This window comes from Parvularcula maris, from assembly GCF_024505085.1.
GTDB classification, from domain to species: Bacteria; Pseudomonadota; Alphaproteobacteria; order Caulobacterales; family Parvularculaceae; genus Parvularcula; species Parvularcula maris.
Genome location: NZ_JANIBC010000011.1, coordinates 37,057 through 62,813, shown reverse-complemented (window position 1 = coordinate 62,813; position 25,757 = coordinate 37,057). Strand labels below are relative to the sequence as shown.

22 protein-coding genes and 1 tRNA gene are annotated in these 25,757 nt (G+C 64.7%); 6 read left to right on the top strand and 17 right to left on the bottom strand.

Annotated elements, in window-relative coordinates:
* Nucleotides 1-35: 35 nt before the first annotated feature.
* The 6 genes from NOG11_RS11775 to NOG11_RS11750 form a co-directional block, all read right to left on the bottom strand.
* Complete coding sequence (locus NOG11_RS11775) at nt 36-797, bottom strand: hypothetical protein (protein ID WP_256619963.1); 762 nt, start codon at nt 795-797, stop codon at nt 36-38.
* Nucleotides 794-1,843 (bottom strand): ferric reductase-like transmembrane domain-containing protein, encoded by a 1,050-nt coding sequence (locus NOG11_RS11770; protein ID WP_256619962.1) that lies wholly within the window; start codon nt 1,841-1,843, stop codon nt 794-796. The genes NOG11_RS11775 and NOG11_RS11770 overlap by 4 nt, the downstream gene beginning before the upstream one ends.
* On the bottom strand, nt 1,843-1,992 hold the full coding sequence (locus NOG11_RS11765) for a hypothetical protein (protein ID WP_256619961.1): 150 nt from the start codon (nt 1,990-1,992) through the stop codon (nt 1,843-1,845). The genes NOG11_RS11770 and NOG11_RS11765 overlap by 1 nt, the downstream gene beginning before the upstream one ends.
* Nucleotides 1,989-2,213, bottom strand: a complete 225-nt coding sequence (locus NOG11_RS11760) for a hypothetical protein (protein WP_256619960.1) — start codon at nt 2,211-2,213, stop codon at nt 1,989-1,991. Before NOG11_RS11760 ends, NOG11_RS11765 begins: the two co-directional genes overlap by 4 nt.
* Nucleotides 2,210-3,832: a glutamate synthase-related protein gene (locus tag NOG11_RS11755; RefSeq protein WP_256619959.1), complete on the bottom strand. Its 1,623-nt coding sequence runs from the start codon at nt 3,830-3,832 to the stop codon at nt 2,210-2,212. The genes NOG11_RS11760 and NOG11_RS11755 overlap by 4 nt, the downstream gene beginning before the upstream one ends.
* Nucleotides 3,833-3,929: 97 nt before the next feature.
* Complete coding sequence (locus tag NOG11_RS11750) at nt 3,930-6,098, bottom strand: winged helix-turn-helix domain-containing tetratricopeptide repeat protein (protein ID WP_256619958.1); 2,169 nt, start codon at nt 6,096-6,098, stop codon at nt 3,930-3,932.
* A gap of 267 nt (nt 6,099-6,365) precedes the next feature.
* Between NOG11_RS11750 and NOG11_RS11745 the strand changes: the two genes are divergently transcribed.
* The gene (locus tag NOG11_RS11745) at nt 6,366-7,346 is read left to right on the top strand and encodes a glutamine synthetase (RefSeq protein ID WP_256619957.1); all 981 of its coding nucleotides are present in this window, start codon (nt 6,366-6,368) and stop codon (nt 7,344-7,346) included.
* A gap of 42 nt (nt 7,347-7,388) precedes the next feature.
* Here the strand turns inward: NOG11_RS11745 and NOG11_RS11740 are convergent, their stop codons facing one another.
* A complete protein-coding gene (locus NOG11_RS11740) occupies nt 7,389-8,762 on the bottom strand; it encodes an ammonium transporter family protein (protein ID WP_256619956.1) in 1,374 nt (457 codons plus the stop codon).
* Between the two features lie 232 nt (nt 8,763-8,994).
* Between NOG11_RS11740 and NOG11_RS11735 the strand changes: the two genes are divergently transcribed.
* The 3 genes from NOG11_RS11735 (at nt 8,995) to NOG11_RS11725 (ending at nt 12,666) form a co-directional block, all read left to right on the top strand.
* On the top strand, nt 8,995-9,681 hold the full coding sequence (locus NOG11_RS11735) for a DUF6445 family protein (RefSeq protein WP_256619955.1): 687 nt from the start codon (nt 8,995-8,997) through the stop codon (nt 9,679-9,681).
* Nucleotides 9,678-10,133, top strand: coding sequence for an acyl-CoA thioesterase (locus NOG11_RS11730; protein ID WP_256619954.1), 456 nt, complete (start codon nt 9,678-9,680; stop codon nt 10,131-10,133). Before NOG11_RS11735 ends, NOG11_RS11730 begins: the two co-directional genes overlap by 4 nt.
* 109 nt (nt 10,134-10,242) lie before the next feature.
* Complete coding sequence (locus NOG11_RS11725) at nt 10,243-12,666, top strand: S9 family peptidase (RefSeq protein ID WP_256619953.1); 2,424 nt, start codon at nt 10,243-10,245, stop codon at nt 12,664-12,666.
* 127 nt (nt 12,667-12,793) lie between these two features.
* Here the strand turns inward: NOG11_RS11725 and NOG11_RS11720 are convergent, their stop codons facing one another.
* Nucleotides 12,794-14,257 (bottom strand): SLC5 family protein, encoded by a 1,464-nt coding sequence (locus NOG11_RS11720; RefSeq protein ID WP_256619952.1) that lies wholly within the window; start codon nt 14,255-14,257, stop codon nt 12,794-12,796.
* A gap of 35 nt (nt 14,258-14,292) precedes the next feature.
* Nucleotides 14,293-16,221, bottom strand: a complete 1,929-nt coding sequence (locus NOG11_RS11715) for a beta-galactosidase (RefSeq protein ID WP_256619951.1) — start codon at nt 16,219-16,221, stop codon at nt 14,293-14,295.
* A 74-nt stretch (nt 16,222-16,295) separates the two neighbouring features.
* Between NOG11_RS11715 and NOG11_RS11710 the strand changes: the two genes are divergently transcribed.
* Complete coding sequence (locus tag NOG11_RS11710; protein ID WP_256619950.1) at nt 16,296-18,449, top strand: alpha-galactosidase; 2,154 nt, start codon at nt 16,296-16,298, stop codon at nt 18,447-18,449.
* A 243-nt stretch (nt 18,450-18,692) separates the two neighbouring features.
* Here NOG11_RS11710 and NOG11_RS11705 read toward each other — a convergent pair.
* The 4 genes from NOG11_RS11705 to NOG11_RS15270 form a co-directional block, all read right to left on the bottom strand.
* A tRNA-Ser gene (locus NOG11_RS11705) sits at nt 18,693-18,785 on the bottom strand.
* A gap of 161 nt (nt 18,786-18,946) precedes the next feature.
* Complete coding sequence (locus NOG11_RS11700) at nt 18,947-19,432, bottom strand: hypothetical protein (RefSeq protein ID WP_256619949.1); 486 nt, start codon at nt 19,430-19,432, stop codon at nt 18,947-18,949.
* A gap of 95 nt (nt 19,433-19,527) precedes the next feature.
* Nucleotides 19,528-20,148, bottom strand: a complete 621-nt coding sequence (locus NOG11_RS11695) for a LexA family protein (RefSeq protein WP_256619948.1) — start codon at nt 20,146-20,148, stop codon at nt 19,528-19,530.
* 15 nt (nt 20,149-20,163) lie between these two features.
* Nucleotides 20,164-20,271 carry a CVP-CTERM putative sorting domain-containing protein gene (locus NOG11_RS15270; RefSeq protein WP_502260781.1) on the bottom strand — a complete coding sequence of 36 codons (108 nt, stop codon included), beginning with the start codon at nt 20,269-20,271 and terminating at the stop codon, nt 20,164-20,166.
* A gap of 16 nt (nt 20,272-20,287) precedes the next feature.
* On the opposite strand from NOG11_RS15270, the gene NOG11_RS11690 reads away from it, so the two are divergent.
* Complete coding sequence (locus NOG11_RS11690; protein WP_502260780.1) at nt 20,288-20,611, top strand: hypothetical protein; 324 nt, start codon at nt 20,288-20,290, stop codon at nt 20,609-20,611.
* Nucleotides 20,612-20,941: 330 nt separating this feature from the next.
* On the opposite strand, the gene NOG11_RS11685 is transcribed toward NOG11_RS11690, so the two are convergent.
* Genes NOG11_RS11685 through NOG11_RS11670 form a run of 4 tightly spaced genes read right to left on the bottom strand, consistent with a single transcriptional unit; the run spans nt 20,942 to nt 25,668 of the window.
* Entirely contained in the window at nt 20,942-22,711 is a 1,770-nt protein-coding gene (locus NOG11_RS11685; protein WP_256619946.1) for a glycoside hydrolase family 15 protein, read from the bottom strand.
* The gene (gene otsB / locus NOG11_RS11680) at nt 22,698-23,417 is read right to left on the bottom strand and encodes a trehalose-phosphatase (RefSeq protein ID WP_256619945.1); all 720 of its coding nucleotides are present in this window, start codon (nt 23,415-23,417) and stop codon (nt 22,698-22,700) included. The genes NOG11_RS11685 and otsB overlap by 14 nt, the downstream gene beginning before the upstream one ends.
* A gap of 3 nt (nt 23,418-23,420) precedes the next feature.
* Entirely contained in the window at nt 23,421-24,827 is a 1,407-nt protein-coding gene (locus NOG11_RS11675; protein WP_256619944.1) for an alpha,alpha-trehalose-phosphate synthase (UDP-forming), read from the bottom strand.
* A 55-nt stretch (nt 24,828-24,882) separates the two neighbouring features.
* On the bottom strand, nt 24,883-25,668 hold the full coding sequence (locus NOG11_RS11670) for an RNA methyltransferase (protein ID WP_256619943.1): 786 nt from the start codon (nt 25,666-25,668) through the stop codon (nt 24,883-24,885).
* Nucleotides 25,669-25,757 lie beyond the last annotated feature (89 nt).

Sequence of the window (25,757 nt, the reverse complement as noted above, 5' to 3'; positions counted from 1 at the left end):
GAGAAGAGGATGCGTCTGCCAGTCGAAAGCGGCGGTCAGACGCGCCTCATACTTTCAGTTGCAGCTCGAAGCAGAACCACATCGCCTCGGCGCTCGAGGCTACCGGCCAGCGAGATGCGGTCGGCGACGAAGGGGAGGATGTCCTCGCCGACGGGTGCGCCGTTCTCATCGGTCATGATGAGGAGTTGCCGCTGGTTCTGAGGGCCTCTGACATAGAAGGCTGGCGGAATACCGCTCTTGATGCATAGGGCCGCGCAGGACTTGTGCACCTTGCCGCTGTTCGGACGCATGGCGCCGAACCAGCATTTGGTGTCGAGGATCATGCCGGACAGTGCTGCCTCGCCTAACGCTTCAGGCTCGGGAAAAGCCAGCTCGTCGTCGCCTTCGGCGACACTCACCGGCTCGATCCAGCGGCCGAAATCATCCGTAGCGATCATCAGGTGCCTTCCCCGCCTGATCGGGCTGCCGCGAACGATGACGGCCTGGCCCCTATACTGGTCGATCATCAGCTCGGGCACGCATTTGTTCTGACAGCCGAGAAGCGCGGTGCGGACCTCGCCGTCCTCGCTGCGATAGCGCAGCATGGGGTAGGGGAGGGAGGTGACGATGCCGCGCCACTCTCGAATATCGCCCTGGTCCCAGGTGCCCGGCCCTGCCGGGTTCTGGCGCGATGAGGTCGCATAGGCTGCCGCGCCGGTGCTGCCCAGAAGGAGAACGCTCAGACCTAGGAGGAAACGCCGGTCCACGGCAGGCGTCTCGTCGCTCCAGCCGATGAAGAAATGGTCCTTACGGCTCATAACGCCCCCGCTTCTCTTAGGGAAAGCGGCTCCTGATAGCTGCCCGGCTCGTTGGGTTCGGGATGGACGTAGACCGTCCCGCTTTCGGCCTTGAGGCGGTAGGTGGCAATGCGCTCCGTGAACGGCTCCGGTGAGCGGCCATCTTCCAGACGGTACTGGAAGCCGTGCCAGGGACAGGTGATGCAGCCGTCCACGACCTTCCCCTCGCCGAGCGGGCCGCCTTGGTGACGGCAGACATGGCTGACGGCGGAAAGGCGCCCCTCATGCAAAAACACCGCGATCTTCTCGCCATAGGGCGGCGTCACGATCCTCGCTTTGGCTTCGGCGAAGTCCGCCGCTTTGCCCGCTGCCAGCCAGCCATCCGTTTCTTCCGTCACGCTTGAGGCGGACTTGAAAGCGGCTCCCAGATGGAGAACGGAGAGCCACGCCGCGCCCCCGGCCACCATCCATCCGTAAGCCGGGTCGGTCTGCGACTGCACATAGCCGAGCATGACGTGGCCGACGAGAAGGGCGTAGGCTACGTAGACGGACATATGCAGGCTCTTCCAGAGGCCCGGTCCGAGATTGGCGTTGAAGAAGTCGTGGCTGGTCGCCGCCATCACCAGCAGGATGAAGAACGCCGCAACGCCCAGACTTTCGAAGGGGAAGCCCTGCAAGCTGTCATAGCGCGGGTTCGAGGCGAGCAGCGAGACGAACACGTTGGTCTCGCTGAAGCCGTGATACCACATGACCACCAGCCCGGCATGGATCAGCGCCAGGAAGAACGTCGTCACCCCCAAGTGACGGCGGTTGTAGAGGACGGGCTTCATGCGGCCGGTGAACCTTGCGAGAGGGCCGATCGAAAGGATGAAGGTCAGCATACCGAAGGCCAGCGTGCCCGTCGCTGCGATCAGGAGCTGAACGATATGGAGGCTCTCACCCTCGGGCTGAGCCAGGGATGACGCGGTGACGAAGACGGCCAGATAGAGCAGGACCGCCGTCAGCAGCACCAGGTCGAAGCGCTTCTTGAACGGTGTCCACGTGACGGTCTTGTAGTCGTGCGCCATTACCGGCTCACTGTCTCGAAAGCGGGAAGGGCCTCGTTTCGCAGCTCGTCCTTCGGCTTCACCATCAGCGCCGAGGCGATCGTTGCAGCCATGATGAGCGGCAGGACGAGCCAGGTGAGGCGGTGGCGGGCGATCTGTGCACGTTTCATTGGGCGGGAGGCCCTTTCCAGCGGACCGTCTTCCACAGCATGATCGGCCACAGGACGATCACGCCCCAAAGAACGGTCAGCCTCACATGAAGCTTCATACCCCTTGCCGCCTCGTCCAGGGCGCCCGCGAGAAAGGACACGTAAACGAGCCCGAAGAGAAGCCCGAAGGCGAAGTACCCTCCGATCACGAGCCAGATGAGCGCGGCGAGTTCCTCCGTCACCGGACGCCCCCTACCGTGGGTTTGTAGATGCCCGTCATCTCGGCCATGTCACGGTCGAAGGTGGCGAGGTCGTCCTTGGTGAAGCCGGACAGGCTGCGATGGCCACAGGCGCGCGCCAGCACTTTCATCAGCTCGGTGGCCGCTTCGAAATAGTTGGCGAGCCGGCGCGCGGACTTCTCGACCACGAGGCGGGAGACGAGATGCGGCTTCTGGCTGGCGATCCCTACGGGGCAGTTGTCGGTGTGGCACGCCCGCATGGCAATGCAGCCGATGGCCTGCATGGCGGCGTTCGAGACCGCGACGGCATCCGCGCCAAGGGCGAGGGCCTTGACGTAGTCCTCGGGCTTCCTCAGCCCGCCGGTGATGACCAGCGTGACATCCGACGCCCCCTGACGGTCCAGGTGCTGCCGGGCGATGGCCAGGGCCGGGATCGTTGGTATCGAGATGTTGTCGCGGAAGAGAAGCGGCGCCGCGCCCGTCCCGCCGCCGCGCCCGTCGAGGATGATATAGTCGACCCCGATCGAGAGCGCAGCGTCGATGTCCCGCTCGATATGCTGGGCGGAGAGCTTGTAGCCGATGGGGATGCCGCCCGTCCGGGCACGGACCTCTTCTGCGAAATCCCTGAACTGCGACAGCTCGGTCCATTCGGGAAAGCGGCTCGGCGAGACGGCAGGCGTTCCTTCAGGCAGGCCGCGGGTCGCGGCGATCTTGCCGACGACCTTGGCGCCGGTGAGGTGGCCGCCGGTGCCGGTCTTCGCGCCCTGGCCGCCCTTGAAGTGGAAGGCTTGGCAGCGCTCCACCTTGTCCCAGGCGAAGCCGAACCGGGCCGACGCAAGCTCGTAGAAGTAGCGGCTGTTCGATGCCTGCTCCCCGTCCAGCATACCGCCTTCGCCCGAGCAGATGCCGGTGCCCGCAAGCTCGGCCCCCCGCGCGAGGGCGAGCTTTGCGGGCTCGGACAGGGCACCGAAGCTCATATCGGAGACGAAGAGGGGGATGGAGAGCTCGAGGGGTCGCCGCGCACGCGGTCCGATGACCGTCCGCGTCTCGACCGGCTCGTCGTCCAGAAGAGGTAGCGAAGCGAGCTGCGCCGTCAGGATCTGAATGTCGTCCCACTTCGGCAGGTCATCTCGGGGCACGCCCATCGCGTCGATGGGTCCGTGGTGGCCGATCCCTTCGATGCCGCCCTCGGCCATCTTCTGAATGAGGCCGTTGGCTGGTTCTTCGGCGGTGCCGTGCGAGGTATCGGCGTAGAGGCCGAGATAGGCCTCGCGGTCGAAGGGCTGGGGGTTCTCGTCGTGCCAGGCGGCGATCTCGTCCTCGTCGACATAGACCGTGCCGCTCTTGATCCAGGACGTGAACTTGTGCAGCGCCTCCGCATTGTCGTAGGCGCTCACCCCCGTATCCACCTTGTAGTCCCAGTGGTGCACGCCGCAGATCAAGTTGTCGTTCGCGTCGACGAAACCGTCGGACATCAGCGCGCCGCGGTGCAGGCAGCGGCCGTAGAGCACGGACACCTCTTTGCCGAACCGCGTAACGACGAGGTCCACATTGGCCACCACCGCGTGGATGGGCTTGCGGTCTTCAAGGCTCTTGAAGCGTATGATCGCTCGTTTCTTCACCGCCCGTCCCAGTCTGGCCTGGGGCAAGCTAGCACACTTTTCCGCTCACACGAGGGAGAGTTCCGCAAGACCTCCGCCCTGTTGCAGTGAGAATATTTCAACCCCTGGACGTGACGCTCCGGCGGTAGGTCCCCTCCAACGCCTTGAAGCGAGGCTCTTCCAGAAGGGGTTGGAAGGCCGTGTGGTTGACGAAGCGGAGATAACCGGCCGGGCCGTAGAGCTCCGTGTACTTCTCCAGATAGTCGAGCGCCCTGCCGTGATCGCCGACCCTGACGAAGGCCTTGGCGATGGGTGGCCAGTGGCGGGCCGCCTGCCAGGTATCGGTGATGTTCAGCGCCTCGTACTCGGCGACTTTCTGGCGGACGGCCACTGCGTCGCGGCGCAGGCCGGGCAGGTCCACCGGGGTCACCGATCCGTTGGGTGCCCAGACCTTGCCGTCACCGAACTGAGGATCGGCGATCAGGGCGTCGAGTGCGGCGAGGTGAGGCTGAGCCTCCTTCTCCTCGCCCCGGTTCACGAACCACTCCGCCAGGAGAAAGTGCCGGTGGAACCGGCCCTCCGCCTCGGCCGCGAAAGCCTCGTCCCAACCGGCCAGGCTCTGCTGGAAGCTCTCTTCTTCGCCGAGAAGAAGCGCGTACTGACTGATACGGACAGCGTGGAACTTGCCTGGGTTGGTGACGGGCTTGTTCACCGACGCCCAGGCGGCCTCGTAGTCCCCCTGATACCACCAGAACCGGGCCTCGTTGTTGATGAGGTCGAGGGATGTGGGGTTGAGGTTGCTCGCCGCCTGGATCATCGCCTTGGCCTCTTCGGGGTAGCCTAGGGGCGCGTAGGTCTCGAGCCGCTCCGTCAGAAGCTCGATGTCCAGCGGGTTCAGCTCATGGGCACGCTTGAGGGCGTTGATCGCGGTACGGAAGTCGCCCCGGCGCCTCGCCACATAGGCGCGAAGCTCCCAGGCTTCCGCGCGGTTGGCACCGAGGGACAGCGCCTCGGCGAGCTTCTCCTCGGCCGTCTCGTAGTCGCGAAAGCCCCAGTAGTGGTAGTAGCCCCAACTGATCAGTGTATCGATATTTCGAGGGTCGATGGCGTCGGCCTGTTCGAGGGACTGTCGGGCACGCTCGACCCATGCCCTGCCCGTGCCGTCGCCGTACCAGTATCGGGAGAGCTCCACATGGGCCTTGGCTGCCCATGCCGAGACGAAGGACGGGTCGAGGGCGATAGCCTCCTCGAAGGCGGCAATGGCGTCCTCCTGCCAGTTCTCGACCAGCGCCTCCTCGAAGATCCGCTTGCCCCGGAAGTACGCCGCGTAGGCGTCGAAGCTTACCGTGGGCGCTTCGGCCAGCTCGGCTTTCTCCTCGGTCGACAACGCGAGGGTCAGCGCATCGGCGATCTCCGCCCCCATCTGCGCTTGGATGTCGAAGAGATCGCCGGCTTCAAGCGAGCGCTCGTAGCTTTCGGCCCATAAGGGGCGGTCATCGTGCGCGCTGACCAGGGTCAGGTTGATACGGACGCGGTCGCCGCCGCGCCTCACCGTGCCTTCGAGCACCGCGTCGACCCCAAGCTCCGCCGCTACCTCCGGCGTCGTCTTCGCGGCGCCCCGATAGCTCAACATGGAGGTGCGGGAGATGGTCTTGAAGCCGTCGAGCGCCGCGAGGCGGGTCAGAAGATCATCATGCACCATGTCGGCGAACAGCTCGTCCTCCTCCAGCGTGGTGCCGGTATGGAAGGGAAGGACGGCGATCGAGCGAAGGGCCTGCGCCTCGCCGCTCTTGCGATCGACCGGCAGGAAATCGGCGCTCACCATGAAGGATCCTGTCACGGCGAGAAGCAGGACCGCCGCCAGGGCCGTGATCCATTTCAGGCGGGAAGCGGGAACAGGAGCTGAAGGCGCGGCGCTCTGACGAGGTTCCGCGGGTCCGCCCGCTTCCTGCCGCGGCGCCGAGGAGACGGGCTGCAGGAAGCGATAGCCCCGCCCGTGCACCGTCTCGATATAGCGCGGCTGACGAGGCTGGTCACTGAGCGCCAGCCTCACCTCGCGAATGGCTGTGGTGAGGGCGGCGTCGGAGACGGCCCTGCCGTCCCAGACCTTGAGGATGAGAGCCTCCTTGGACTGAAGGGTCTCAGGCTCGCTCATCAAGGCGACCAGAAGTCGGAACGCGGTCGGGCTGAGCGCTGCCTTGTTCCCACCGAGGAGAACGCTCTCGTCCCTGAGGTCGAGGGTGAGCTCTCCGCTTTCGAGAAGTGTGTCCGCTTTCGACGCTACCATGAGTGGCCCTCAGAACTGCAAAAGGGCCGATGTCACCGCCCTCATAACTCACTCAGAAGTCTAGCTTTAAAGGTGCAAACACTTTGCAAACCCGCGCCGAGTGGGGGCTCCAGGAACGGGTATGCTTAATGAGGACGGTTTCAGAGCATTCCCCCGAGCGCCTTAGGACTGGAGCGACGATCCGCCTCAGGGTGGCGGCAGGACAGGACGAGCAGCAACGCCATCAGGGCTGAGGCGGCTGCTCCAAACAGGTGAGGGCAAGAGAGCATGGTGTTCGCGGAGTATATCTGGATAGACGGCGATCCTGAAAACACACGGCTGCAGTCGAAGATGAGGGTGCTGGACAGCGCACCGGACGAAGCGGTTCCAAGCGGCTTTCCGACGTGGTCCTTCGATGCCACCTCCACCCGTCAGGGGGGCGTTCACGCCGAGTGCCTCCTTGTGCCCGTATGCGTTGCGAGAGACCCTTTCAGGGAGGACGGCTACCTCGTTCTTTGCGAGGTCCTCTGTCCCGGCAGGCTCCCCCACCAAACCAACACGCGGGCGAAGCTTCAGGCTTTGGCGGAAGGCAGCCTGAAGCGAGAAGGCCACCGCGTCGGTTACGAGCAGGACTACACGCTGTTCCAGGACGGGCGCCCGCTCGGGTTTCCCTGCATCGGCGCTCCCGACCCTGATGCGGGCTACTACTGCGGCGTGGGAAGCGAGCGAGCGTTCGGACGGCAGGTCGCCGAGGAGCATGCCCAGCGCTGTGTCGCCGCCGGCCTCCTCTTCGCAGGGTATCAGGCCGAACGGATGCCAGGCCAGTGGGAGTTCAGGATCGACGCTCACGAGAGGGGTGGTGAGGAGGACGTGCTCTCGGTCGCCGACCATCTGTGGCTGGCGAGGTGGATTCTCGAACGGGTAGGGGAGAACCACGGTATCGGCGTCTGCTTTGCCCAGCGCCCGATGAAGGGCGGGTGGGCGGACGCCTCCCTCGACGTCACCTTCTCGACCGCCGCCATGCGCTGCCCAAGCCAGGGGCTGGGAGCGATTACCGACGCGGCGACCCTACTCGAAGCCGCCAGCCTGGCGGATGGAGCAGGCCTCGAGATCAGCGTCCCGGTCACGGTAGCGCAGAAGGGGTACGGCCATCTCAGGGCGCTGCACGGCAGCCCGAAGGCGGACCCCTACACTGTCGCTCGCCGTTTCGTCGCCGCCCTGGAGCCCGAGGCCGAGCAGCCGGAACCTGCCGCCGAACTGGTCGCCTGAGGGACAGTATTCAAACCGCCAGGGATAGGGGGCGAGGAGTGGCTACTCCGCAGGCAGGGCAGCAGCCGAGGAGGTTGCCGGGGCAACAGGCTCCGCCGTGGGCGTGGTGAGGTTCTGGAACTCGGGATAGGCGACGAGACCGATCTCGGCGAGGTCGCTGCCGGTGATCTCCTCCTCGGCGGGCAGACGGATGCCCAAGGTGAGCTTCAGCCCCATCCAGGTCAGGGCGGAGAGAGGCACCACGAACGCTGCCACGCAGAGGATGCCGATCATCTGAGTCACAAAACTGGCCTCGGCGTTGGTCAGCGGCACGAGCAGCGTCCCGAACGTTCCGGCGAAGAGGTGGACCGGGATGGCGCCGACCACGTCGTCGATCTTGAACTTGTCGAGGAGCGGTGTGGCCACGCTGACCAGGAGCCCGCCCATGGAGCCGAACAGGATCGCCTGCCCGATGGAGGGGGTGAGGGGCTCGGCGGTGATGGTGACGAGCCCGCCCAGGGCGCCGTTCAGCACCAGCGAGAGATCGACCCTTCCGAAGCGGGCCTTGCAGTAGACGAAGGCGCCGAGCACCCCGCCCGCCGCAGCCATGTTGGTGTTGGCGAAGATCTGGCTCACCGCCACCACATCGGCGGCGGAGCCGAGGGCAAGCTGGCTGGCGCCGTTGAAGCCGAACCAGCCCAGCCACAGGATGAAGACGCCCAAAGTCGCCAAGGGAACGTTGGAGGCGGGCATCGGGTGGATGCCGCCCTCTTCGTCATAGCGTCCGGTTCTGGCGCCGAGGATCAGGACCCCCGTCAGCGCGGCCCAGCCGCCCGCCGCATGAACGATGGTCGAGCCTGCGAAGTCGGAGAAGCCGAGCGTCTTGAGGAAGCCGCCTCCCCAGCTCCAGGCGCCTTGGATCGGGTAGATGATGCCCGTCAGCACCAGCACGAAGAGGAGGAAGGGCGTCAGTTTGACCCGCTCCGCCACGGCGCCGGAAACGATGGAGGCGGCGGTCGCCACGAACACCATCTGGAAGAACCAGTCCGAGGTGGAGGCGTATCCGCTTTCCAGCGAGATCGTCTCGTCGGAAGCCAGCTCCGAAGGCGACCAGACGGCCAGGCGTCCGATCCACCCGCCCTCGCCGACGCCGTACATCAGCTCGTAGCCGATGAAGTAGTAGGCGACCCCGGCGAGCGAGTAGAGCGCGACGTTCTTCAAGCAGATATCGGCCACGTTCTTGCTGCGGACGAGACCGGCCTCAAGCATGCAGAAGCCCGCGGCCATGAACATGACCAGCACCCCGCCGAAGAGGAACAGGAAGCTGTTCAGGACGAACTGGGTCTCGGACACTTCCTGAGCGAAGGCGGTAGCGGGAAGGATCGCCAGGGCCGCTGCCCCGGTAGCCGCTAGCTTGGTCGTGGTTCGCTGGTTCATGGCTGCCCGCTCGTTCGCTACTGCAGCATAGGAGCAAAGCCTGCTTTTCTGCGCTGCACAAGAGGCGAGGCAGGATATTTTGCACAAGCTCGTCAGCTAAGCAGAAAACTGCAAGACTGGAGCCGATAGGCTTGAAAGCCGAGGGTTTCCCGCGGCGGTGTGGCCTCTTAGACAGCGCTCGTTCCACTTTTGGGGCGGCTGAGAAAAAGCGATGGTGATGCAGAAGAGCGCGATGAGCGAAAAGCCGTGGCAGGTTCACCGGATCGGCAGGGAGGGCCTTCCGGTGGTGGTCCATGACGGCTTCGGCCCTGAGACCGACCGGTTACGCGAGGGCACTTCGGGCCTGCGGTTCGCGGCGAAGGGGCCGTTCTATCCGGGCGTGCGCTCTTCCTCGCCCGAAGGGTACACGGAAGACCTGCTTCGCGAGCTGTCGCCTGCGCTCGAGGAAGCCTTCGGCTGGTCCGAAGCGGACACGATCTCGTCGGACTACTCCCTGGTCACGACCGAGCCTGGCCGTCTTCTGCCCTTCCAGCGCATGCCTCACTTCGACGGCGTAGAGAAGGACGTGCTGGCGATCCTCCACTATCTCTGCGGGCCGGAGCATGGCGGCACCTCCTTCTTCCGCCACGAAACGACAGGCTTCGAAGAGGTGACCGAGGAGCGCTACAAGACCTATGAGCAGGCCGTGCAGGAGGATGTTCGCCGAACCGGCATGCCCGCGCCTCGCTACCGTAACGAGACCGACGAGCTCTTTACCCGAACGGCGACCTTCGACTGCCGACCCGGCCGCGTGCTGGTCTACAAGGGCACGACCCTTCATTCAGGCCGTATCCCCGACGGGCACAACCTTTCGCCGGACCCCCTCCGAGGCAGGCTGACCCTCAACACCTTTATCAGCCGTAAGCGGAGCGATGCATGAGTGACTTTTCCGACTACCCAAGGCCCGACGGACCCCTTCTCGGTGCCCACAGCTTCGAGACGGCCTGCCTCAGCCGCCGCACCGCGAAGCCGAGCGAGATCGACGAGCTCGGCCACGTCAACAATGCCGTCTACGCCCGGTGGATACAGGACGCGGCCGTGGGCCATTGGCTCAGCGTCACCGAAGGCTCGGCGGTCGAGGACCAGGTCTGGGTCTGCTCGCGGCACGAGATCGACTACAAGGACCAGGTGCTCGAAGGGCAGACGGTGGAGATCCGTACCTGGTTGGGTGAGGCCAAGGGTGCGCGGTTCGCTCGGCATACGGATATCAGGCTGCCCGGCGCGAGCAGACCTGCTGCCACGGGGCTGACCTGGTGGGTCCTCGTGGACGCGGCGACAAGGCGCCCCCGGCGGGTCGGTCAGGAGGTGATGGCGCTGTTCGGGCTCGCCTAAGATAGAGCGGGCCGATGTGAGGAGCTGGCAATCTGCAGCTCCGCCTCTTCCCAAGCCTCCCCTCGCGCCCCTAGGCTTTCATATCGGAAAACAACGATAGGAAGTGCCCATGCTCCGCCTTGCCGTCAGCCTTCTGGCTTTGAGCGCGCCCCTTTCCGCAGCAGCCCAGGAGACCGGCTACCGCCTGCCGCCCCAGCAGGTGGCGGACATCGTCACCCGCGCGCCCGCCCCCTCGGTCAGCCTTTCTCCGGATGGCGGCACCATGCTGCTGATGGAGCGCGAGGCCCTGCCGCCGGTCTCCGAGCTCGGCAAGCCGATGGAGCGGCTGGCCGGCATGCGGCTCGATGCCGCCACCAACGATGTCTTCAACCCGCGCAACGTGGTCGGCCTCAGCCTTCAGGACGTGGAGAGTGGCGAGGTGCGCAAGGTTTCCCTTCCCGCCGAGGCCGATCTCTCCGACTTTCAGTGGTCCCCTGACGGCCGCTACGCTGCCTTCTCCAACACCAAGGCAGACGGCATGTCGCTTTACGTGCTGGACGTGGAGAGGGGACGGGCCAGGGAGGTCCTCAAAAAGGATGTGAACTTCATCTTCCAGGAACCACGCTGGCTTCCAGGCGGCCAGCTCCTGGTGATGATGCTGCCCGAGGGCAGGGGAACGATGCCCGAAGAGCCCCGCACGCCCCGCGGCCCGGCCATCCAGGTAGCCGCCGGCGGCGAGGAGGCGCAGACCCGCACCTATCAGGACCTTCTCAAGAACCCTTACGATGAGGAGGTCTACCGCTGGCTGACAACCAGCCAGCCGGTCGTTATCGACCCTAATGGCCGCCGTAAGACGGTGATCGGCGAGCCGCGCATCTACACCTCGGTCGCCCCCTCGCCCGATGGCGAGTACTTCCTGATGGAGTGGCTGGACGGCGAGTTCTCCTACCAGGTGCCGTGGTACCGCTTCGGCAGCAAGTCCGTGGTGACCGACAAGCGGGGCCGCGAGGTCGCCGTTGTGGCCGAGCAGCCCCTGGCCGATGCGCTGCCGGTGCAGGGCGTGGTCACCGGCCGCCGCTCCCTCGAATGGCACCCGACCCTCGAGGCGACGCTTCTCTTCGCCGAGGCCCAGGACGGCGGCGATCCGCGTACCGAGACCGATCTGCGCGACATCCTCTACGCCCTGCCCGCACCCTTCACCGGCAAGCCCGAGGAGGTGGCCCGCTTCGAGGACCGCTATTCCGGCTTCCTCGGCATAGAGGGCAGCGACGACCTCATGGCCTATGACTACGACCGCGACACGCGCGAGATCAGGATCAGCCTGGCGGATGTCGAGGACGGCGACGAGACGCAGCTCGTCAATATACGGAACTACCAGGACGCCTACGCCGATATCGGCACGCCGCTCACGACCCTCAGCGAAGGGGGCTATTCAGTGGCTAAGGTTACGGGCGGCCACGTCTTCCTGACGGGGCAGGGGGCCTCGCCGGACGGCAACCGTCCCTTCCTCAGCCGCATGAACCTTGAGAGCTTCGAGACCGAGGAGCTTTGGCGGAACAGCGGCGAGAGCTACGAGTCGGTGGTCGATCTCGTGTCCGAGGACGGCTCGTCCTTCGTCACTTACTACGAGGACCCGGAGACCCCCGGCAACTATCGCCTGCATGAGAACGGTGAGGCGGTGTTCCTGACAGAGTTCGAGGATCCGCATCCCGAGCTGACGGGCCTCAAGCGGGAGCTTATCTCCTATGAGCGGGAGGATGGGGTGCAACTCAACGCCACGCTCTATCTGCCCCCGGACTATGAGGCGGGCGAGAAGCTGCCCGTCGTCGTCTGGGCCTATCCCTTCGAGTACAATGATGCGGGTACGGCGGGGCAGGTGCGCGATTCGAAGTACCGCTTCACGCGCATCGGCGGCTACAGCCACCTCTTCTTCCTGACCCAGGGCTACGCTGTGATGGACCGCACGGCCATGCCGGTGGTGGGGGCGGACCCCGAGACCGTCAACGACACCTTCATCGAGCAGATCGTCGCCTCGGCCCAGGCTGCCGTGGACGAGACCGTGAAGCGCGGCTTCGGTGACGGCGAGCGGGTCGGCGTCGGCGGACACAGCTACGGCGCCTTCATGACGGCGCATCTTCTGGCCCAGTCGGATATCTTCCGTGCGGGGATCGCAAGATCCGGTGCCTATAACCGGACGCTGACGCCCTTCGGCTTCCAGGCCGAGCGGCGTATCTTCTGGGACACGCCGGAGACCTACTACAAGCTCTCCCCCTTCATGGCCGCCAACAAAGTCAACGAGCCCATGCTGCTGATCCACGGCATGAAGGACAACAACTCAGGCACCTTCCCTCAGCAGTCGGAGCGCATGTTCGCAGCCGTGAAGGGCACGGGCGGCACCGCCAAGCTCGTCATGCTGCCCCATGAGAGCCACGGCTATCGCGGTCAGGAATCGGTGCTGCACACCCTCGCCGAGATGATCGAGTGGTTCGACACCTATGTGAAACCGGAAGAGGAAGTGGCCCAGGCTGGCGGCGCATCGGGGGCCGGGGAGTAGGATCACGGCGTCATCCCGGAAAGCCGCTAGGCTTATCCGGGACCCATGGACCGAACGCTGCTTTCTGCTGCAAGCGTAGGCCATGGGTCCGTCGATCCGCTTCGCGGCTCGACCTCCGCCCTTCGGGCTACGGCCGGGATGACGGATAGGAGAGGGCAGCCCTCACCTTGTCCCCGCCTAGCACGAAGCTCGCATCCCGGCCGAACACTAGGCGGTTAGTCAACAAACTGACCGCCACGGAGAAAGCGAAGACCAGCGCCATGGCGTGGATGTAGTGGAAGGGCTCCCAAACGAAGCTGACGAAGGCGTAGAAGGCCACCCCTAGCACCACGCCGGTCATGGCCGCGCCTGCTGCCACGTTCCTGAAGAGGAGCCCCACCGCGAAGGCCGACAGGATCGGCATGCTCAGTAGCCCGTTGAGCTGCTGCACCAGATTGATGAGGCTGTCCGCCTGCTGATAGAGCGGTACGAACAGGATGCCTACCACCGCCATGGTGATCGAGACGATGTTGGAGGTCCGCGCCACGTTCTGAAGCTCGCCTCTATAGGGCCGGTAGAGGTCCATGACGAAGAGAGTGGCCGACGAGTTCAGCACGCTGTTGAACGAGGTCAGCACCGCTGCGGCGATGGCCGCCGCAAAGACGCCGCTTAACCAGCCCGGCAGTACCATGCCTGTCACCCTGCCGTAGGCCTCGTCGCCGACGTCGCCGAAGAGCTCAAACGCCGCGATACCGGGCAGCACCACGATAGCGGGGACGATGAGCAGCCTGATGCCCGCCGCCGCTACCACGCCTTTCTGCGCTTCGCGGATCGTAGGCGCAGCCATGGCTCGCTGCGTGATCGTCTGGTTGGTGCTCCAGTAAAAGATCTGAATCAGGATCATCCCGGTGAAAAGGGTGGGGAAGGGGATGGGCGACTGGGCGTCGCCAATCAGGGTCAGCCGCTCGGAAGGGATGGCCGAGAGGTCGAAGCCGATCGCCTTCAGCGCTGCGTAGACCACGTAGAGGGCCAGGCCCAGAACCAGCACGCCGCTGATCGTATCCGACACCGCCACGGCGCGAAGGCCTCCGTAGACGGCGTAGCCCGTACCCACCACCGCAAAGCCCACCGCGATAACTAGGATGGGCAGCTCGGTCCCCGATAGGGACTTCAGGAACAAGGAGCCCGAATAGAGCATCAGCGGCAGGTAGATGAAGAGGTTCCCAAGCAGGAACAAAACCGAGATCAGTGCCCTGATGTTCCTGTCGCCATATTTGCGCTCCAGAAGCTCCGTCGTCGTGGTGCATTGGTTGCGGTAGTAGATCGGGACGAAGACGAAGGCGAGGATCATCAGCCCTGCCACCGCCGCCAGCTCCCACCAGGCCAGAAGCGCCATCTGGTTGCCGTTCATCCCGACAAGCTGGTCGGTCGAGAGGTTGGTCAACGTGATCGAGCCCGCGACGAAGTACCAGGAGAGGCTGCGCCCCGCCAGGAAGTAGTCCTTGCCCGACGCCCGGTCGTCATCGGTCTTGCCCTTGATCTGAAGCCAGGTCAGCACGCCGATCAGCACCGTGACGAGAAGAAAGATGGATAGCTGAACGGGGTCGATCATCGTGGTTCTGCCTCTGCCCTAAGCGGGGCAAGCTCTCACGGAAGGCGCCAAGCCGCAATGCCCGCCGGGGGGAGGGTGCGGCCCCCGGTCAGGAACTCGCCGTCGCTAGGCCCCAGCCCCGCCGGAAGCTCGACTGGTTCCGGTCCGTAGTTGAAGGCGAAGCGGTGCCCGCGGCCTGAGCGCAGGCGTAGGCCTTCGGGAAGGTCCGCCGTTTCGATCCCCCTTGCTGCGCAGAGCGCTCGCAGCTCCTCGCGAAGGAGTGCGCGGTCGGGCAGCGCCGCGAAATAGCGGTGCTCACCGAAACGGTAGAGGACAGCTCGCCCCGCCTCATCGGTCAGCGCAGGCTCGGCGTCGCACTCGACCTCGTCGCGCCAGATATGCCAGTGCCCCGCCCCCGCCTTGCCGCCGGGGCCAGGTGGGATCGTCTCGCTGCGCGTGACCGTCAGCGGCAGAAGCCGCTTTAGCGGTCCCGGCGCCAGGCCAGGGATGATGTTGCCGTTCTCGTTCTTCGAACCCGACCGTGCACCGGCGATAAGGGCGGCCCCGCTCTCTTCGAGGCGCCACGCCACTTCTTCAGTGAGGGGAAGGAGCGATGGGATGAGAACGACATCGTACCTAGAGAGTTCCACCGAGGGATGCACGATGTCGACGTCGAGCCCGAGGCTTCGGGCAGCGGCATACCAGTCCGAAACGATGTCCTCCGTATGGTAAGCATTCCCTTGCGGCTGGATCTCGGCCATCCAGAAGCTGTCATAGCTGAAGAGGATCGCAACCCTCGCCGCCTCTTCCTCCGGGCCGAGCTTCGCCAGAACCCCAGCCGCCTCCTCGATCTCGCCATAACCCTGCGCAGGCTGATCGTCGGGACGCAGCAGGCCCGCGTGGTTCTGCTCCTGGGCGAAGGGTACCTGGCGCCAACGGAAAGGCGCAGAGAAATGCGCGCCGTGCGCAAACGCCTCCACCGTCCAGAGCCTCACCATGCCGGGCAGGGGACAGGGGTTGTAAGGCGCCCAGTTCACCGGCCCAGGCTGCTGCTCGATGACGCCGAACGCGGAGCAACCACGGTATAGGTCATGGTGGTAGCCCGCGAAGTCGGGATCCCCCTGACGCAGGTAGCGCTGCTTGTGCTCGTCGCTCGACCTGCTCCAAGCCAGAAAGCCGAGCGGGTAGCTGTCCCAGGTCAGAACATCCACATGACGGCCAAGCTCGTGGTGATCGTAGTGGTAGTAGTGTCCCATCACGTTGTGGGTGATCGTCGCGTGCGGTGCGTGAAGCCGGATGATCTCCGCCTGCTCCTTATGGAAATCGATCACCTGATCCGATGAGAAGCGGTAGAAATCGAGCGTGTGCGAAGGGTTCGGCTCGGTAACGGTCAGATGGGGCAGCTCGATCTCGTCGAAGCTATGGTAAAGCATGGACCAGAAGCGGTTGCCCCATGCCTCGTTGAGCGCGTCAATGTCCGTGTACTTCTCACGCAGCCAGTCCCTGAACGCAAGCCTCGCCATGGGTGAGTAGCTGCGCACCGTATCATGGCATCCGAACTCGTTGTCCGTCTGCCACATCGTCACCGCCGGGTGCTGACCGTACCGCCTCGCTAGAACTTCGGTGATCCTGCGGCTGTGGCGGCGATAGGTCTCGGACGAGAAACAGTAGTGCCTTCTCGAGCCGAAGCCCCTGGGCCGACCCTCCTCGTCCCAGGCGAGCATGTCGTCATGCGCATCGACCAGCCATTTAGGCGGGGTAGCCGTCGGTGTGCCGAGCATCACTTCGAGGCCCGCTGCGTGGAGCGTCCCCACGGCTTTGTCGAGCCAGCCGAACTCGTAGCGTCCCGGCTCCGGCTCCAGCAGCGCCCAGGAGAACTCGCCGATACGTGCGAAGGACAGCCCCAGCGCCTTCATGCGCTCGGCATCGCTCTCCCACTTCTCCTCGGGCCAGTGTTCCGGGTAGTAGCACACCCCTAGGCTCATCGGCTCTTCACCCCTTGAACTTATCGCGCCGTCAGCCTTTCCTCTCCCGTCAGACGCTGTCAACGGGAGCCTGTATGATCGAGGAGAGTGAGAAGGGGTGGCTTCTCGACAACGGCCTGGTCGCCTACGCCCTTCGCGTCGGCGAGGACGGCGTTCTGGAGCACCTCCATTTCGGCGGATCGCTGGGAAGCCTCGCTGGCTTCTCTGCTTGGCCTAGACAGGCCTATCGCAGCCTCCAGATTGACGACAGGGGTAAGCCCTTCAGGCATCTCGGCACGCTGGCGCAGGAGCTGCCGTTCTTCGGAAGAGGGGACTTTCGGTCTCCCGCCATCGCCGCGCCGGGCCTTGACGAGCTCGTATTCGAGAGCGCTCGCAAGATCGAAGGCGGGCTGGACCTAGGCGATCTTCCCAGCGCCCGGTTCGAAGGTGCCGAGACCCTGCAGATCCGGACGGTCAGCAGGCATATGGGTTTAGAAGTGGTGCTGAGCCTGACCTTATGGCCGGGCCACCCCGTCCTTGCCCGGACCGTCACGGTCAGGAATATCTCCGACCGGCCCCATCTGCTCGATCGCGCATCGAGCCTCTCCATCGACCTTCCTCAAGCAGACCGGCATATCGTGCACCTCACTGGCAGTTGGGCCAGGGAGATGCACCTCCAGCGTCACCGGATAGAGACGGGACGTTTCTCCTTTGGCTCTTGCCGGGGGACGAGTAGCGCTCAGCACCCGCCTTTCATTGCCCTGACTGATACAGATACGACGGAGCTTCACGGCGAAGTCCTCGGCGGGGCGCTCGTCTACTCGGGCAACCACGAAACCGTGGTGGAGAAGGATGAGTTCGGCGCCGTCCGTCTGCAGATGGGCTTGCCCGGCGGGATGCGCTGGCCTCTAGCCCCCGGCGAAGCGTTCATCGCACCGCAAGCCTTGCTTCTACACACCGATCGGGGTCTCGGCGGCATGTCCCACGGCTGGCATGATTTCGTTCGTGAACGGCTTTTGCCGGAGCGGCGCGAACCCTACCGTCCCGTCTACCTCAATACTTGGGAAAGCGCCTATTTCGAAGTGGACGAGGACAAGGTGGAGAAGCTCGCTAGGGCAGCCAAGAAGCTCGGCTGTGAGATGCTGGTGCTGGACGACGGCTGGTTCAAGGGTCGGCGCGACGACCACACCTCCCTCGGTGACTGGCAGGCGGACCCTAAGCGTTTCTCCCGCGGCATGGGCGAGCTGGCTAGGCGGGTCACGGCCGAGGGGCTCAAGTTCGGCCTCTGGTTCGAGCCGGAGATGGTGAGCCGCGAAAGCGATCTCTACCGGGAGCACCCCGACTGGATCATCGGCGCCGACCGGGACAGACCGGGGGAGGGGCGCAACCAGCTTACCCTCGACCTCTCCAGACCGGAGGTGGAGGCGCACATCGAAAGCGTGGTCGCCAGTATGCTGAGAGAGGCCGATATCTCCTACGTCAAGTGGGATATGAACCGGTTCGTATCCGATCTAGACGATGCGAAGAGGGCGCATCTCTACATGTTGGCGCTCTACCGTATCGTCCGCAAGCTGCGTAAGGCGTTTCCAGGCGTGGTGTTCGAGAACTGCGCCTCCGGCGGCAACCGTTTCGATTTCGGCATGCTCTGCCTCTTCGACCAGACCTGGACCTCCGACCTCTGCGATCCGGAAGGGCGCCTCGACATCCAGTCCGGCGCCAGCCATTTCTTTCCTCTGTCGGCCCTGGCCAGCTATATCGGTCCGTCTCCGAACCATCAGAACGGCAGGATCAGCAGCTTCGAGGCTAGACGGGATGTCGCGTTCTTCTGCGGCAGCCGCGGTTTCTCGTTGAGCGCCGAGGAACTGGAAGCCCACGCATCCTCCGTGAAGGAGACGGCGGGCCTCTACACCAGCACGCAGTCACTGGTCACCAAGGGCCGGTTCGACCGGCTGCGGACAGGCGCGGAAATCATCTGGCAACTGACGAGCCCCTCCGGTGACGAGGTCGTCATCCTCTACGCCCGAAAAAGGTCCGAACCCAACCCGCCCTTTGCTTCGGTGCGCCTGAGAAACCTCGAGAAAGGCTCAGCCTACCGAATGGAGGGCAGCGGCGAGCTGTGGAGGGCCGAGAGCCTCATGGTAGCGGGCCTCCCCATGCCCCATACGGATCACCGAGCCAACCCGCCACTGATGAAGGCCCTACCGACCGGCGATATGGCGACGGCACTCCTTCGGCTGCGAAGGGTGTGACAAGAGCGAGGTCGGCGGAACAGCAGACGACCTACCATTGGACGAGGCGACCAAAGCCATGTCGAAGCTGCATACCGAAGCGACAGACCGGTCGCCTTGCGCCAGCCCGCCCGCGACGCGTAAGACAGAAAATGGCGCGCACAGAGGGAGAAAGTTCGATCCCACACGCCCAAAGCCGCGACTGCGGCTCGGCCGTCCAGGCCGCCCTCGCGGAGCGCCTTCGGCGCGTGAGCGAAAACGATCTGGCGGAGACGAAGGGATTCGAACCCTCGAGACGGCTACAAACCGCCTACTCCCTTAGCAGGGGAGCGCCTTCGACCACTCGGCCACGTCTCCGTCGGCGGGTTTGCCGTAAAGAGGCGGGGCTTGCAAGGACTTGTCGAGGGTTCGGGACAAGTAGGGCGTTTTGAGCGGAAGCGGCTCTAGATTCGCGGCCCCAAACGCGACCGCGAATACGGTCTCGCCGCCTCATACGCCTGTAGGTCGCCAAGCGGACGCTAGTTGGCGGTCGTCTCGAAGCCCTTCGCGTCGCGCGGGATCGGGCAGGTGCTGGCGGCTACCCCCCTGAACCCGCCTGAGGAGTAGAACAGCAGCTCACCGTTGAAGTCCGTCACCGTGTAGCAGGCGGGACGCTGCTCGGGATAGGCGAAGCAGAGCTCTCCGCTTTGGAAACCGTATTTCGCAACGACCTGACCCGAGTTCGGGTCGAGCACGGAGCCGTCGTCGCGGAGGACTTCCGAGAAGGCCTCGCCGTTAGCGTAGCAGCCGGATAGGGTACGCCCGACGAGACGCTGCCGAAGCGTGCTCTCGGTCAGAACGTTGCCGGAGATACGGCCCTTCGCGTTCTCTTCGGGTCCCCAATCCTCCCAGTCCCTCGTCTCCTCCTCAGGCGGAAGCTCGGAGGTATCGATGGGGGGAGCGCCGCCGCCCATGCAGGCAGTGCAGAGGAGGGCGGTCGTCAGGCTGAGAACTTGGTGTTTCATGCCCTACCAACAACTCCCGTAGACAATCGCACGAATCCTAGCGCCTTCGTGAAGACCACATTCATTGCAAACGTCGTGCAAACGGATACGCATGATCAGGACCAGTCCCGGTCGCGAACCTGACGAATCAGGGGGGCAATGACCTTGGTGCGGTCGTTGTCGACCAGGCGCGGCTCCCACCGCTCACGTCCGCGGGCCACGAGAAAACCGCCTTGATAGAGGCGAACTGCGGTCTCGGCGGTACCGGTCCGGTGGTCATAGAGCTGCGCACAGACGATCTGCCCGGCTTTGGCAGTCACAGCTCGATCGAAGAAGAGAATGTCGCCTGGCTCCAAGCCCTCAAGCTCCATCAGTTCGGTGTTGAGGACCAAGGCGAAGACATCGCCGACGCCGTCCGTTTCCACAGCAGCGATCTTACCCTCGAAGGGGGTCGTCTCAGGCTCGGCGAAGCCCTTCTCCTCGGGCAGCTCGATGCCTGCGGCCTGCGCCAGCTTCTCTAAAGTCGCCTCGCGGAGGAGGTTGCTGCGCCCCGCCAGGAAGCCCGTGACCGTACTCGGTTCGACCCCGGCCTTGTTGGCGAACTGCGACGGCTTCAGGCCGGTCTGCTTCAGGGCGTGGTGGACGAACTCGAGCTGCTGCTGGCGGGTATGCATGGGCCAGTTCTGGCCCACCTCCCCGTCAGTGTCAGGCGGGGAGTGCGGCGCTTGCGTTTCCATGCATATTATTTGCATTTATGGCGGCAATATGCAAACGAAGAGTATGAGGGAAACGGAAACGAGCGCGGTGAAGGGTACACACACCTTGCTGGGGCAACAGCGCGAGAGCCGATGGCCGGTCATGCCGACGGCGGGGCTTATGCTCGGGCAGAGCATCTTCGAGGCCATTCTCGACAACAGCCCCGAGCGGTGGCGACGAGCGGCGGTTCAGGCCGAGCTTCACCGTCTCTTCGCACCACCGCTCATGGCGGGAAGTCTCGATACGGCGACGCCTCTTCTGAAGAAGATGGCCGAACAGCCGGGCTACCGGCTGCGGGACTGGGAGGTCCTGACGCTCAGCGCGGCGGCACAGCTTCTCTTCGAAGACCACGCGGCGCGCAGTAGGCTAGAGGATGCTAACAGGGGCGGTGTTGAAGGGGCCAACCCCGAAGCGGCGCCGCCGTCGTTCTTGGAACCGCTCTGAGCCTGCACCGAGGTAAGCTCCAGCGCACCGCTTGGTCGATAGCAGATTGGCGTGGTTCATCATGATCTGCCGACCGGGTAGGGGAGTAGTCTCAAACGAACGGCGCAGTGATCCCTTCTAGCAGTGCATGCCTACTCATATCTCCCTCTGGGAGAGATCGAGATCTTCGATGTCGAGTGAGGGCGAGCGGTAGACAGAGCTTGGTCTTAAGAACGCCCTCACCCGAAGCCTGCTACGCAGCCTTCGACCCCTCCTGAGGGAGAGGTGGGTGCAGTGCCGGTTCTCTGCTCGAAGAACAATTTGCGCCGATCGCTTCCCATGCTCCAACCGTCAGCAGACGCTCGCCCAGCTGCGCGACAACCTGGTGGCGGAGTTGATGATGCCGACCATGGAGTAGGTCTGGGGGAAGTTACCCCAGAGCTCGCCTGTCTCCGGGACCATGTCCTCGGAGAGAAGCCCGAGCTTGGTGCGGTGGGCAAGGACGTACTCGAACAGTTTCCTCGCCTCCTCCCGGCGCCCGGTCATGGCGAGGGCGTCGATATGCCAGAAGGTGCAGGCGGTGAAGGCGGTCTCGGGTTTGCCGAAATCATCGGCGTGGCGGTAGCGGTAGACGGCGTTGTCGACCCTCAGCTCACGGTCGATGGCGTCGACGGTCTTGCGGAAGCGCTCGTCCTCGCCGTCCACGAAACCGACCTCGATCATCAGCAGCACCGACGCGTCGAGGTCTTCGCCGCCAAAGGCGCCAGCATAGGCCTGCTTTTTCTCAGACCAGGCCTCGGTCTCGATCTTCTTACGGATGATCTCCGCACGCTCGCGCCAGCGCTTCGCCTTCTGATCGTGGCCTAGAAATCCCGCCACTTTGCAAAGCCGGTCACAGGCTGCCCAGCACATGAGAGCGGAGGAGGTGTGAACGCTGGCGATGGTGCGGTACTCCCAGATGCCGGCATCGGGCTGGTCATGCATCTCGAAGGCCCGCTCGCCAATCTTCTCCAGCGCGAGAAAATCGACCTCGCCAGCGGGAGCCCGCAGCCGCTGATCGAAGAAGGCCTGGGCCGCACCCAAAACCACCTGTCCGTAGACATCGTGCTGGACATGCTCCGCAGCCTGGTTGCCGCGCCTGACCGGCTGGTGGCCGCGGTAGCCGGGCATCGTATCGACGATATGCTCTTCAAGGGTGGCTTCCAGGCCAACCCCATAGACCGGTTGGATATGGCCGCCATCCGTATGCGCCGCGACGTTGCGTAGGTAGCGCAAATAGTACTCAAGCGTCGACACCGAACTCAGCCGGTTCAGCGCCGTGACGGTGAAGTAGGCGTCTCTGATCCAGCAGAAGCGGTAGTCCCAGTTCCGCTCCGACCCCTGATGCTCGGGCACGGAAGTCGTCAGCGCCGCGACGATGCCGCCGGTCTCCTCGAAGACGCACATCTTGAGAGTGATCGCCGCACGGATCACCGCCTCCTGGTAGTCGAAGGGTACGGCGAGCCTTCGCGACCACTCCTGCCAGTAGTCCACCGTGCGCTCCTCCCAGTCGCGCGCCACCTGTTCGGGCGCATCGGACAGGCTCTCATCGGGGGTGAAGATGATGTTGACGGGCCGGTCCAAGGTGAACTGCGTCTCGGACATGATGTAGGAGATCGGCGCATCCGTCGTCATGCGGAAGCTGTTGTCCTCTGCCGTGAAGCGGACATGGCTGGTGCCCCGCTTGGTGGTCATCGGCTCGTTCGACCAGCCCCGGCTCGGCGTGATCTTCAGCGTCACCCTGGGGTTGCCGCCGCGCGGAATGATCCGCCTGACGAAGCTCATGGGGCGGAAGGTCCGGCCCTTGGCGTTGAAGCGGGGACAGAAGTCGATGATGTCGACCTCGCAGCCCTCTTCGGAGGTCAGCGTCGTGCGCAGAACGGCGGTGTTGCGCACATACTCCTGACTGGCCGTCTTCATGTTGTGCAGGTCGCAGCGCAGCTCACCGTCACCGCCGAGAAGGGCGTTGAGCACGGGCTGACCGTCGACCCGCGGCAGGCACATCCACTGATAGGCACCTTCGCCGTCGATCAGGCCCGCGATCGAGCCGTTACCGATGATGCCGAGTTCAAGCGAGGTCATGCAGAGCTTCTTTCAGTACGTCCCAGACCGCATGGTGGTCGGGTAGGCGGTGGGGGGCGAGGGTCTTGCCCTCGCCGATCTTGACGGCCGAGCCGCCCCTGTGAAGGCAGACGATGAAACCGTCCTCATCCGTCGCATCGTCGCCGAAGAAGAGGGGTTTGCGCCCGGCAAACGCTCCTTCCTTCATCAGCCGCTCGATGGCTCTTCCCTTGTCGACGCCTTCGGGCTTGAACTCGGCGACGTCCTTGCCAAGCTGGAGTTTGTAGCCTTCAGTGCGCGCGGCGATGGCTTCGGCCTTGGCGATGACGTCTCCTGAGGCATCGCGCGCCATCCGTGTATGGATGGTCAGCACCCGCGCCTTCTCTTCCAGGCGGACGCCGTCATGGGCGGCGGTCAGCTCCTTTAGCTCGGCAAGAAGCGCTGGTGGGGGCGAGGTGTCGCCATCGGGCTCGTTCGCTTCAGGCGCGAGAACCAGATCGCCATGGTTGCCAGCGCGCCAAAGGCACGTAGGCACACGGCTCGCCAGGTCGCGCACGTCCCGCCCGGAGACCAGCGCCACCGCGCCGCCGAGCTTCTCCGCCAACCGCTCGAGTACCGCAAACCCGCCGGGGGGCAGGCGCACGCTGTCCGGGTCGTCGGAGAAACCGGTCAGCGTACCGTCGAAGTCGAGAAACAGCGCCGTATCGCGCGTGATCAGCCTACCCATGGTTCAGCGGTGAAGCGAGACGACTTCCGCCGGCTCTCCGTTGGGATCGAGGTCCGCCATGAAGGCCTCGCGCCACCAGGCGATGTCCTGACCGAACACCATGCGCGCCAGCGCTTCGTAGCGCTTCTTCCGCTCGGGCAGCGCCATGTTCAGCGCCTCGCGCATGGCGTCGGCCATGGCCGAGATATCGTGCGGATTGACGATCAGTGCACCGTGTTTGAGCTGCTCGGCCGCGCCCGCGAACTGGCTGAGGATCAAGACGCCGGGATCCTCCGGGTCCTGAGCGGCGGCGAACTCCTTGGCCACGAGGTTCATCCCGTCATGGAGCGGCGTCACGAGCGCGACCCGTGCGAGGCGGTAGAGCCCGGCAAGCTGCTCCCTCGGATAGCTGCGAGCGAGGTAGCGGATGGGGATCCAGTCGAGATCGCCGTAGTCACCGTTGATCCGCCCGGCGAGGGTATCGAGCTCACCGCGAAGCTCCTTGTACTCCTCCACCTTGGTGCGCGAGGGAGGGGCGATCTGGGTATAGGCGATCCGCCCGTGAAGCCCCGGCTCGTTGTCGAGCAGCTTGCCCACCGCCTGGAAACGGTTGGGGATGCCCTTGGAGTAGTCCATCCGGTCGACACCCAAGATCAGCGCGCGGCGCTCGCCAAGAAACGGCTCGATGCGGGACGCGGCTTGGCGGCCCTCCTCCTCTTCGGCGAGGCGTTTGAACTCCTCCGCGTCGATACCGATGGGGTAGGCCTTGATCGTGATCGAGCGGTTGTTGACCGAGATCTCCTCCGCCCCGTTCTGTTTGGCGCCGAGCTCCGACACGCAGTATTTGACGAAGTTGTCGCGGTCGCTGACGGTCTGGAAACCGATCACGTCGCAGGCGCAGAGCCCTTGGGTCAGCGCGCGATGGTCGGGGATCGACTTGAAGATCTCCGGCGGCGGGAAGGGGATGTGCAGGAAGAAGCCCGTCCGCCCCCGCCAGCCCAGGTCCCGCAGGTCCTGGGGCAGGGGGAAGAGATGGTAGTCGTGCACCCAGACGAGGTCGTCCTCGTCGAGGCGCGAGTAGATCAGCTTGGCGAAGCGGCGGTTCACCTCGCGGTAGCAGGCGTACTCGTCCTCGTCGAAGTTGGCGAGGTCCACCCGGTAGTGCAGCACCGGCCACAAGGACCTGTTGGCGTAGCCTAGATAGTAGCCCTCATGCTCGGCCTCGGTGAGGTCGGTGAGGGCGAACTCGACGCCCTCCTCGTCGAAGAGCTCGACCCCGCGGCGCACGCGGTCCTTGTCCACCACCTCGCCGGACCAACCGAACCAGAGACCCTTTCGCTGCACCAGCGCGTCCCAGAGCGCGACGGCGAGGCCGCCCGCCTTGGGTCCGCCTGCCGCCGTGCGGTTGGAGATGCCCACCAGTCGTTTCATCTTCTGTCCTGTCCGCACAGCCGGAAGCCGTGCTCTCGTTTCCGGCGGGAGGTCGTCATTCGCTCGCCGCCTTGTGTGTCTCGCCTTCGCCCTGTCGCCCCCAATAGGCGAACTGCCTGACCATGCCGCGGAAGAGGCGAAGCTCCGCCTCAGTGAAACGCGCATGGGTCAGCATGGTTCGCAGGTTGCGCTCCAGAACCGGCCTCTTGTCATCGGGGTAGAAATAGCCCGCCTCGTCCAGCACACCGAAGAGGTGGCCGAGCATTCCGTCGAGCTCCTCGCGCGGCGCAGGGGCCTCGTCATAGGAGCTCTCGAAGGGAAGGGCGTCGTCCTCCGCCCGGCGCCACTCATAGGCGCAGAGGAGCACGGCCTGGGCGAGGTTCAGGGAGGAGAACTCCGGGTTCACCGGCAAGGTGAGGATGGCGTTGGCTCTGGCTACGTCGTCCGTGGGCAGGCCCGACTTCTCGCCGCCGAAGAGGATCGCGCATCGCTCGCCGCCCGCCTGGCGGCGCCTGATCTCGGCGATCGCCTCGGAGGCGTCATAGACAGGGAGGAACAGCCCGCGCTGACGAGCGGTGGTGGCGACCACGAAGGAGCAGTCGGCGGTCGCCTCCCCGACATCTCCAAACACCCTCGCCCCGTCGAGAACGCCTCCCGCCCCCGCGGCCATGGCGACGGCCTTGGGGTTGGGCCAGCCGTCCCTCGGCTCGACCAGGCGCATCCCCGTCAGCCCGAAGTTCAGCATGGCCCTCGCGGCGGCGCCGATATTCTCGCCCATCTGCGGGCGCACGAGGACCATGAGCGGCTGAAGAGGAGAGGAGGGGTCTTGAGAGCCGGGCATCGAGCCGCCGCTAGCACGTTTTGCTGCGCTGCCGCAAAGGACCCGCTGCATCAAGTTTGAGAGGGGGAACCCTCCCGCGCGGCGTGTAT

Excerpts from the sequence above, each read along its gene's own strand:
- NOG11_RS11775 (WP_256619963.1), bottom strand. The coding sequence starts at position 797 with ATGAGCCGTAAGGACCATTTCTTCATCGGCTGGAGCGACGAGACGCCT.
- NOG11_RS11770 (WP_256619962.1), bottom strand. The coding sequence starts at position 1,843 with ATGGCGCACGACTACAAGACCGTCACGTGGACACCGTTCAAGAAGCGC.
- NOG11_RS11765 (WP_256619961.1), bottom strand. The coding sequence starts at position 1,992 with ATGAAACGTGCACAGATCGCCCGCCACCGCCTCACCTGGCTCGTCCTG.
- NOG11_RS11750 (WP_256619958.1), bottom strand. The coding sequence starts at position 6,098 with ATGGTAGCGTCGAAAGCGGACACACTTCTCGAAAGCGGAGAGCTCACC.
- NOG11_RS11745 (WP_256619957.1), top strand. The coding sequence starts at position 6,366 with ATGGTGTTCGCGGAGTATATCTGGATAGACGGCGATCCTGAAAACACA.
- NOG11_RS11740 (WP_256619956.1), bottom strand. The coding sequence starts at position 8,762 with ATGAACCAGCGAACCACGACCAAGCTAGCGGCTACCGGGGCAGCGGCC.
- NOG11_RS11735 (WP_256619955.1), top strand. The coding sequence starts at position 8,995 with ATGAGCGAAAAGCCGTGGCAGGTTCACCGGATCGGCAGGGAGGGCCTT.
- NOG11_RS11730 (WP_256619954.1), top strand. The coding sequence starts at position 9,678 with ATGAGTGACTTTTCCGACTACCCAAGGCCCGACGGACCCCTTCTCGGT.
- NOG11_RS11725 (WP_256619953.1), top strand. The coding sequence starts at position 10,243 with ATGCTCCGCCTTGCCGTCAGCCTTCTGGCTTTGAGCGCGCCCCTTTCC.
- NOG11_RS11720 (WP_256619952.1), bottom strand. The coding sequence starts at position 14,257 with ATGATCGACCCCGTTCAGCTATCCATCTTTCTTCTCGTCACGGTGCTG.
- NOG11_RS11715 (WP_256619951.1), bottom strand. The coding sequence starts at position 16,221 with ATGAGCCTAGGGGTGTGCTACTACCCGGAACACTGGCCCGAGGAGAAG.
- NOG11_RS11710 (WP_256619950.1), top strand. The coding sequence starts at position 16,296 with ATGATCGAGGAGAGTGAGAAGGGGTGGCTTCTCGACAACGGCCTGGTC.
- NOG11_RS11700 (WP_256619949.1), bottom strand. The coding sequence starts at position 19,432 with ATGAAACACCAAGTTCTCAGCCTGACGACCGCCCTCCTCTGCACTGCC.
- NOG11_RS11695 (WP_256619948.1), bottom strand. The coding sequence starts at position 20,148 with ATGGAAACGCAAGCGCCGCACTCCCCGCCTGACACTGACGGGGAGGTG.
- NOG11_RS15270 (WP_502260781.1), bottom strand. The coding sequence starts at position 20,271 with ATGACCGGCCATCGGCTCTCGCGCTGTTGCCCCAGCAAGGTGTGTGTA.
- NOG11_RS11690 (WP_502260780.1), top strand. The coding sequence starts at position 20,288 with ATGCTCGGGCAGAGCATCTTCGAGGCCATTCTCGACAACAGCCCCGAG.
- NOG11_RS11685 (WP_256619946.1), bottom strand. The coding sequence starts at position 22,711 with ATGACCTCGCTTGAACTCGGCATCATCGGTAACGGCTCGATCGCGGGC.
- otsB (WP_256619945.1), bottom strand. The coding sequence starts at position 23,417 with ATGGGTAGGCTGATCACGCGCGATACGGCGCTGTTTCTCGACTTCGAC.
- NOG11_RS11675 (WP_256619944.1), bottom strand. The coding sequence starts at position 24,827 with ATGAAACGACTGGTGGGCATCTCCAACCGCACGGCGGCAGGCGGACCC.
- NOG11_RS11670 (WP_256619943.1), bottom strand. The coding sequence starts at position 25,668 with ATGCCCGGCTCTCAAGACCCCTCCTCTCCTCTTCAGCCGCTCATGGTC.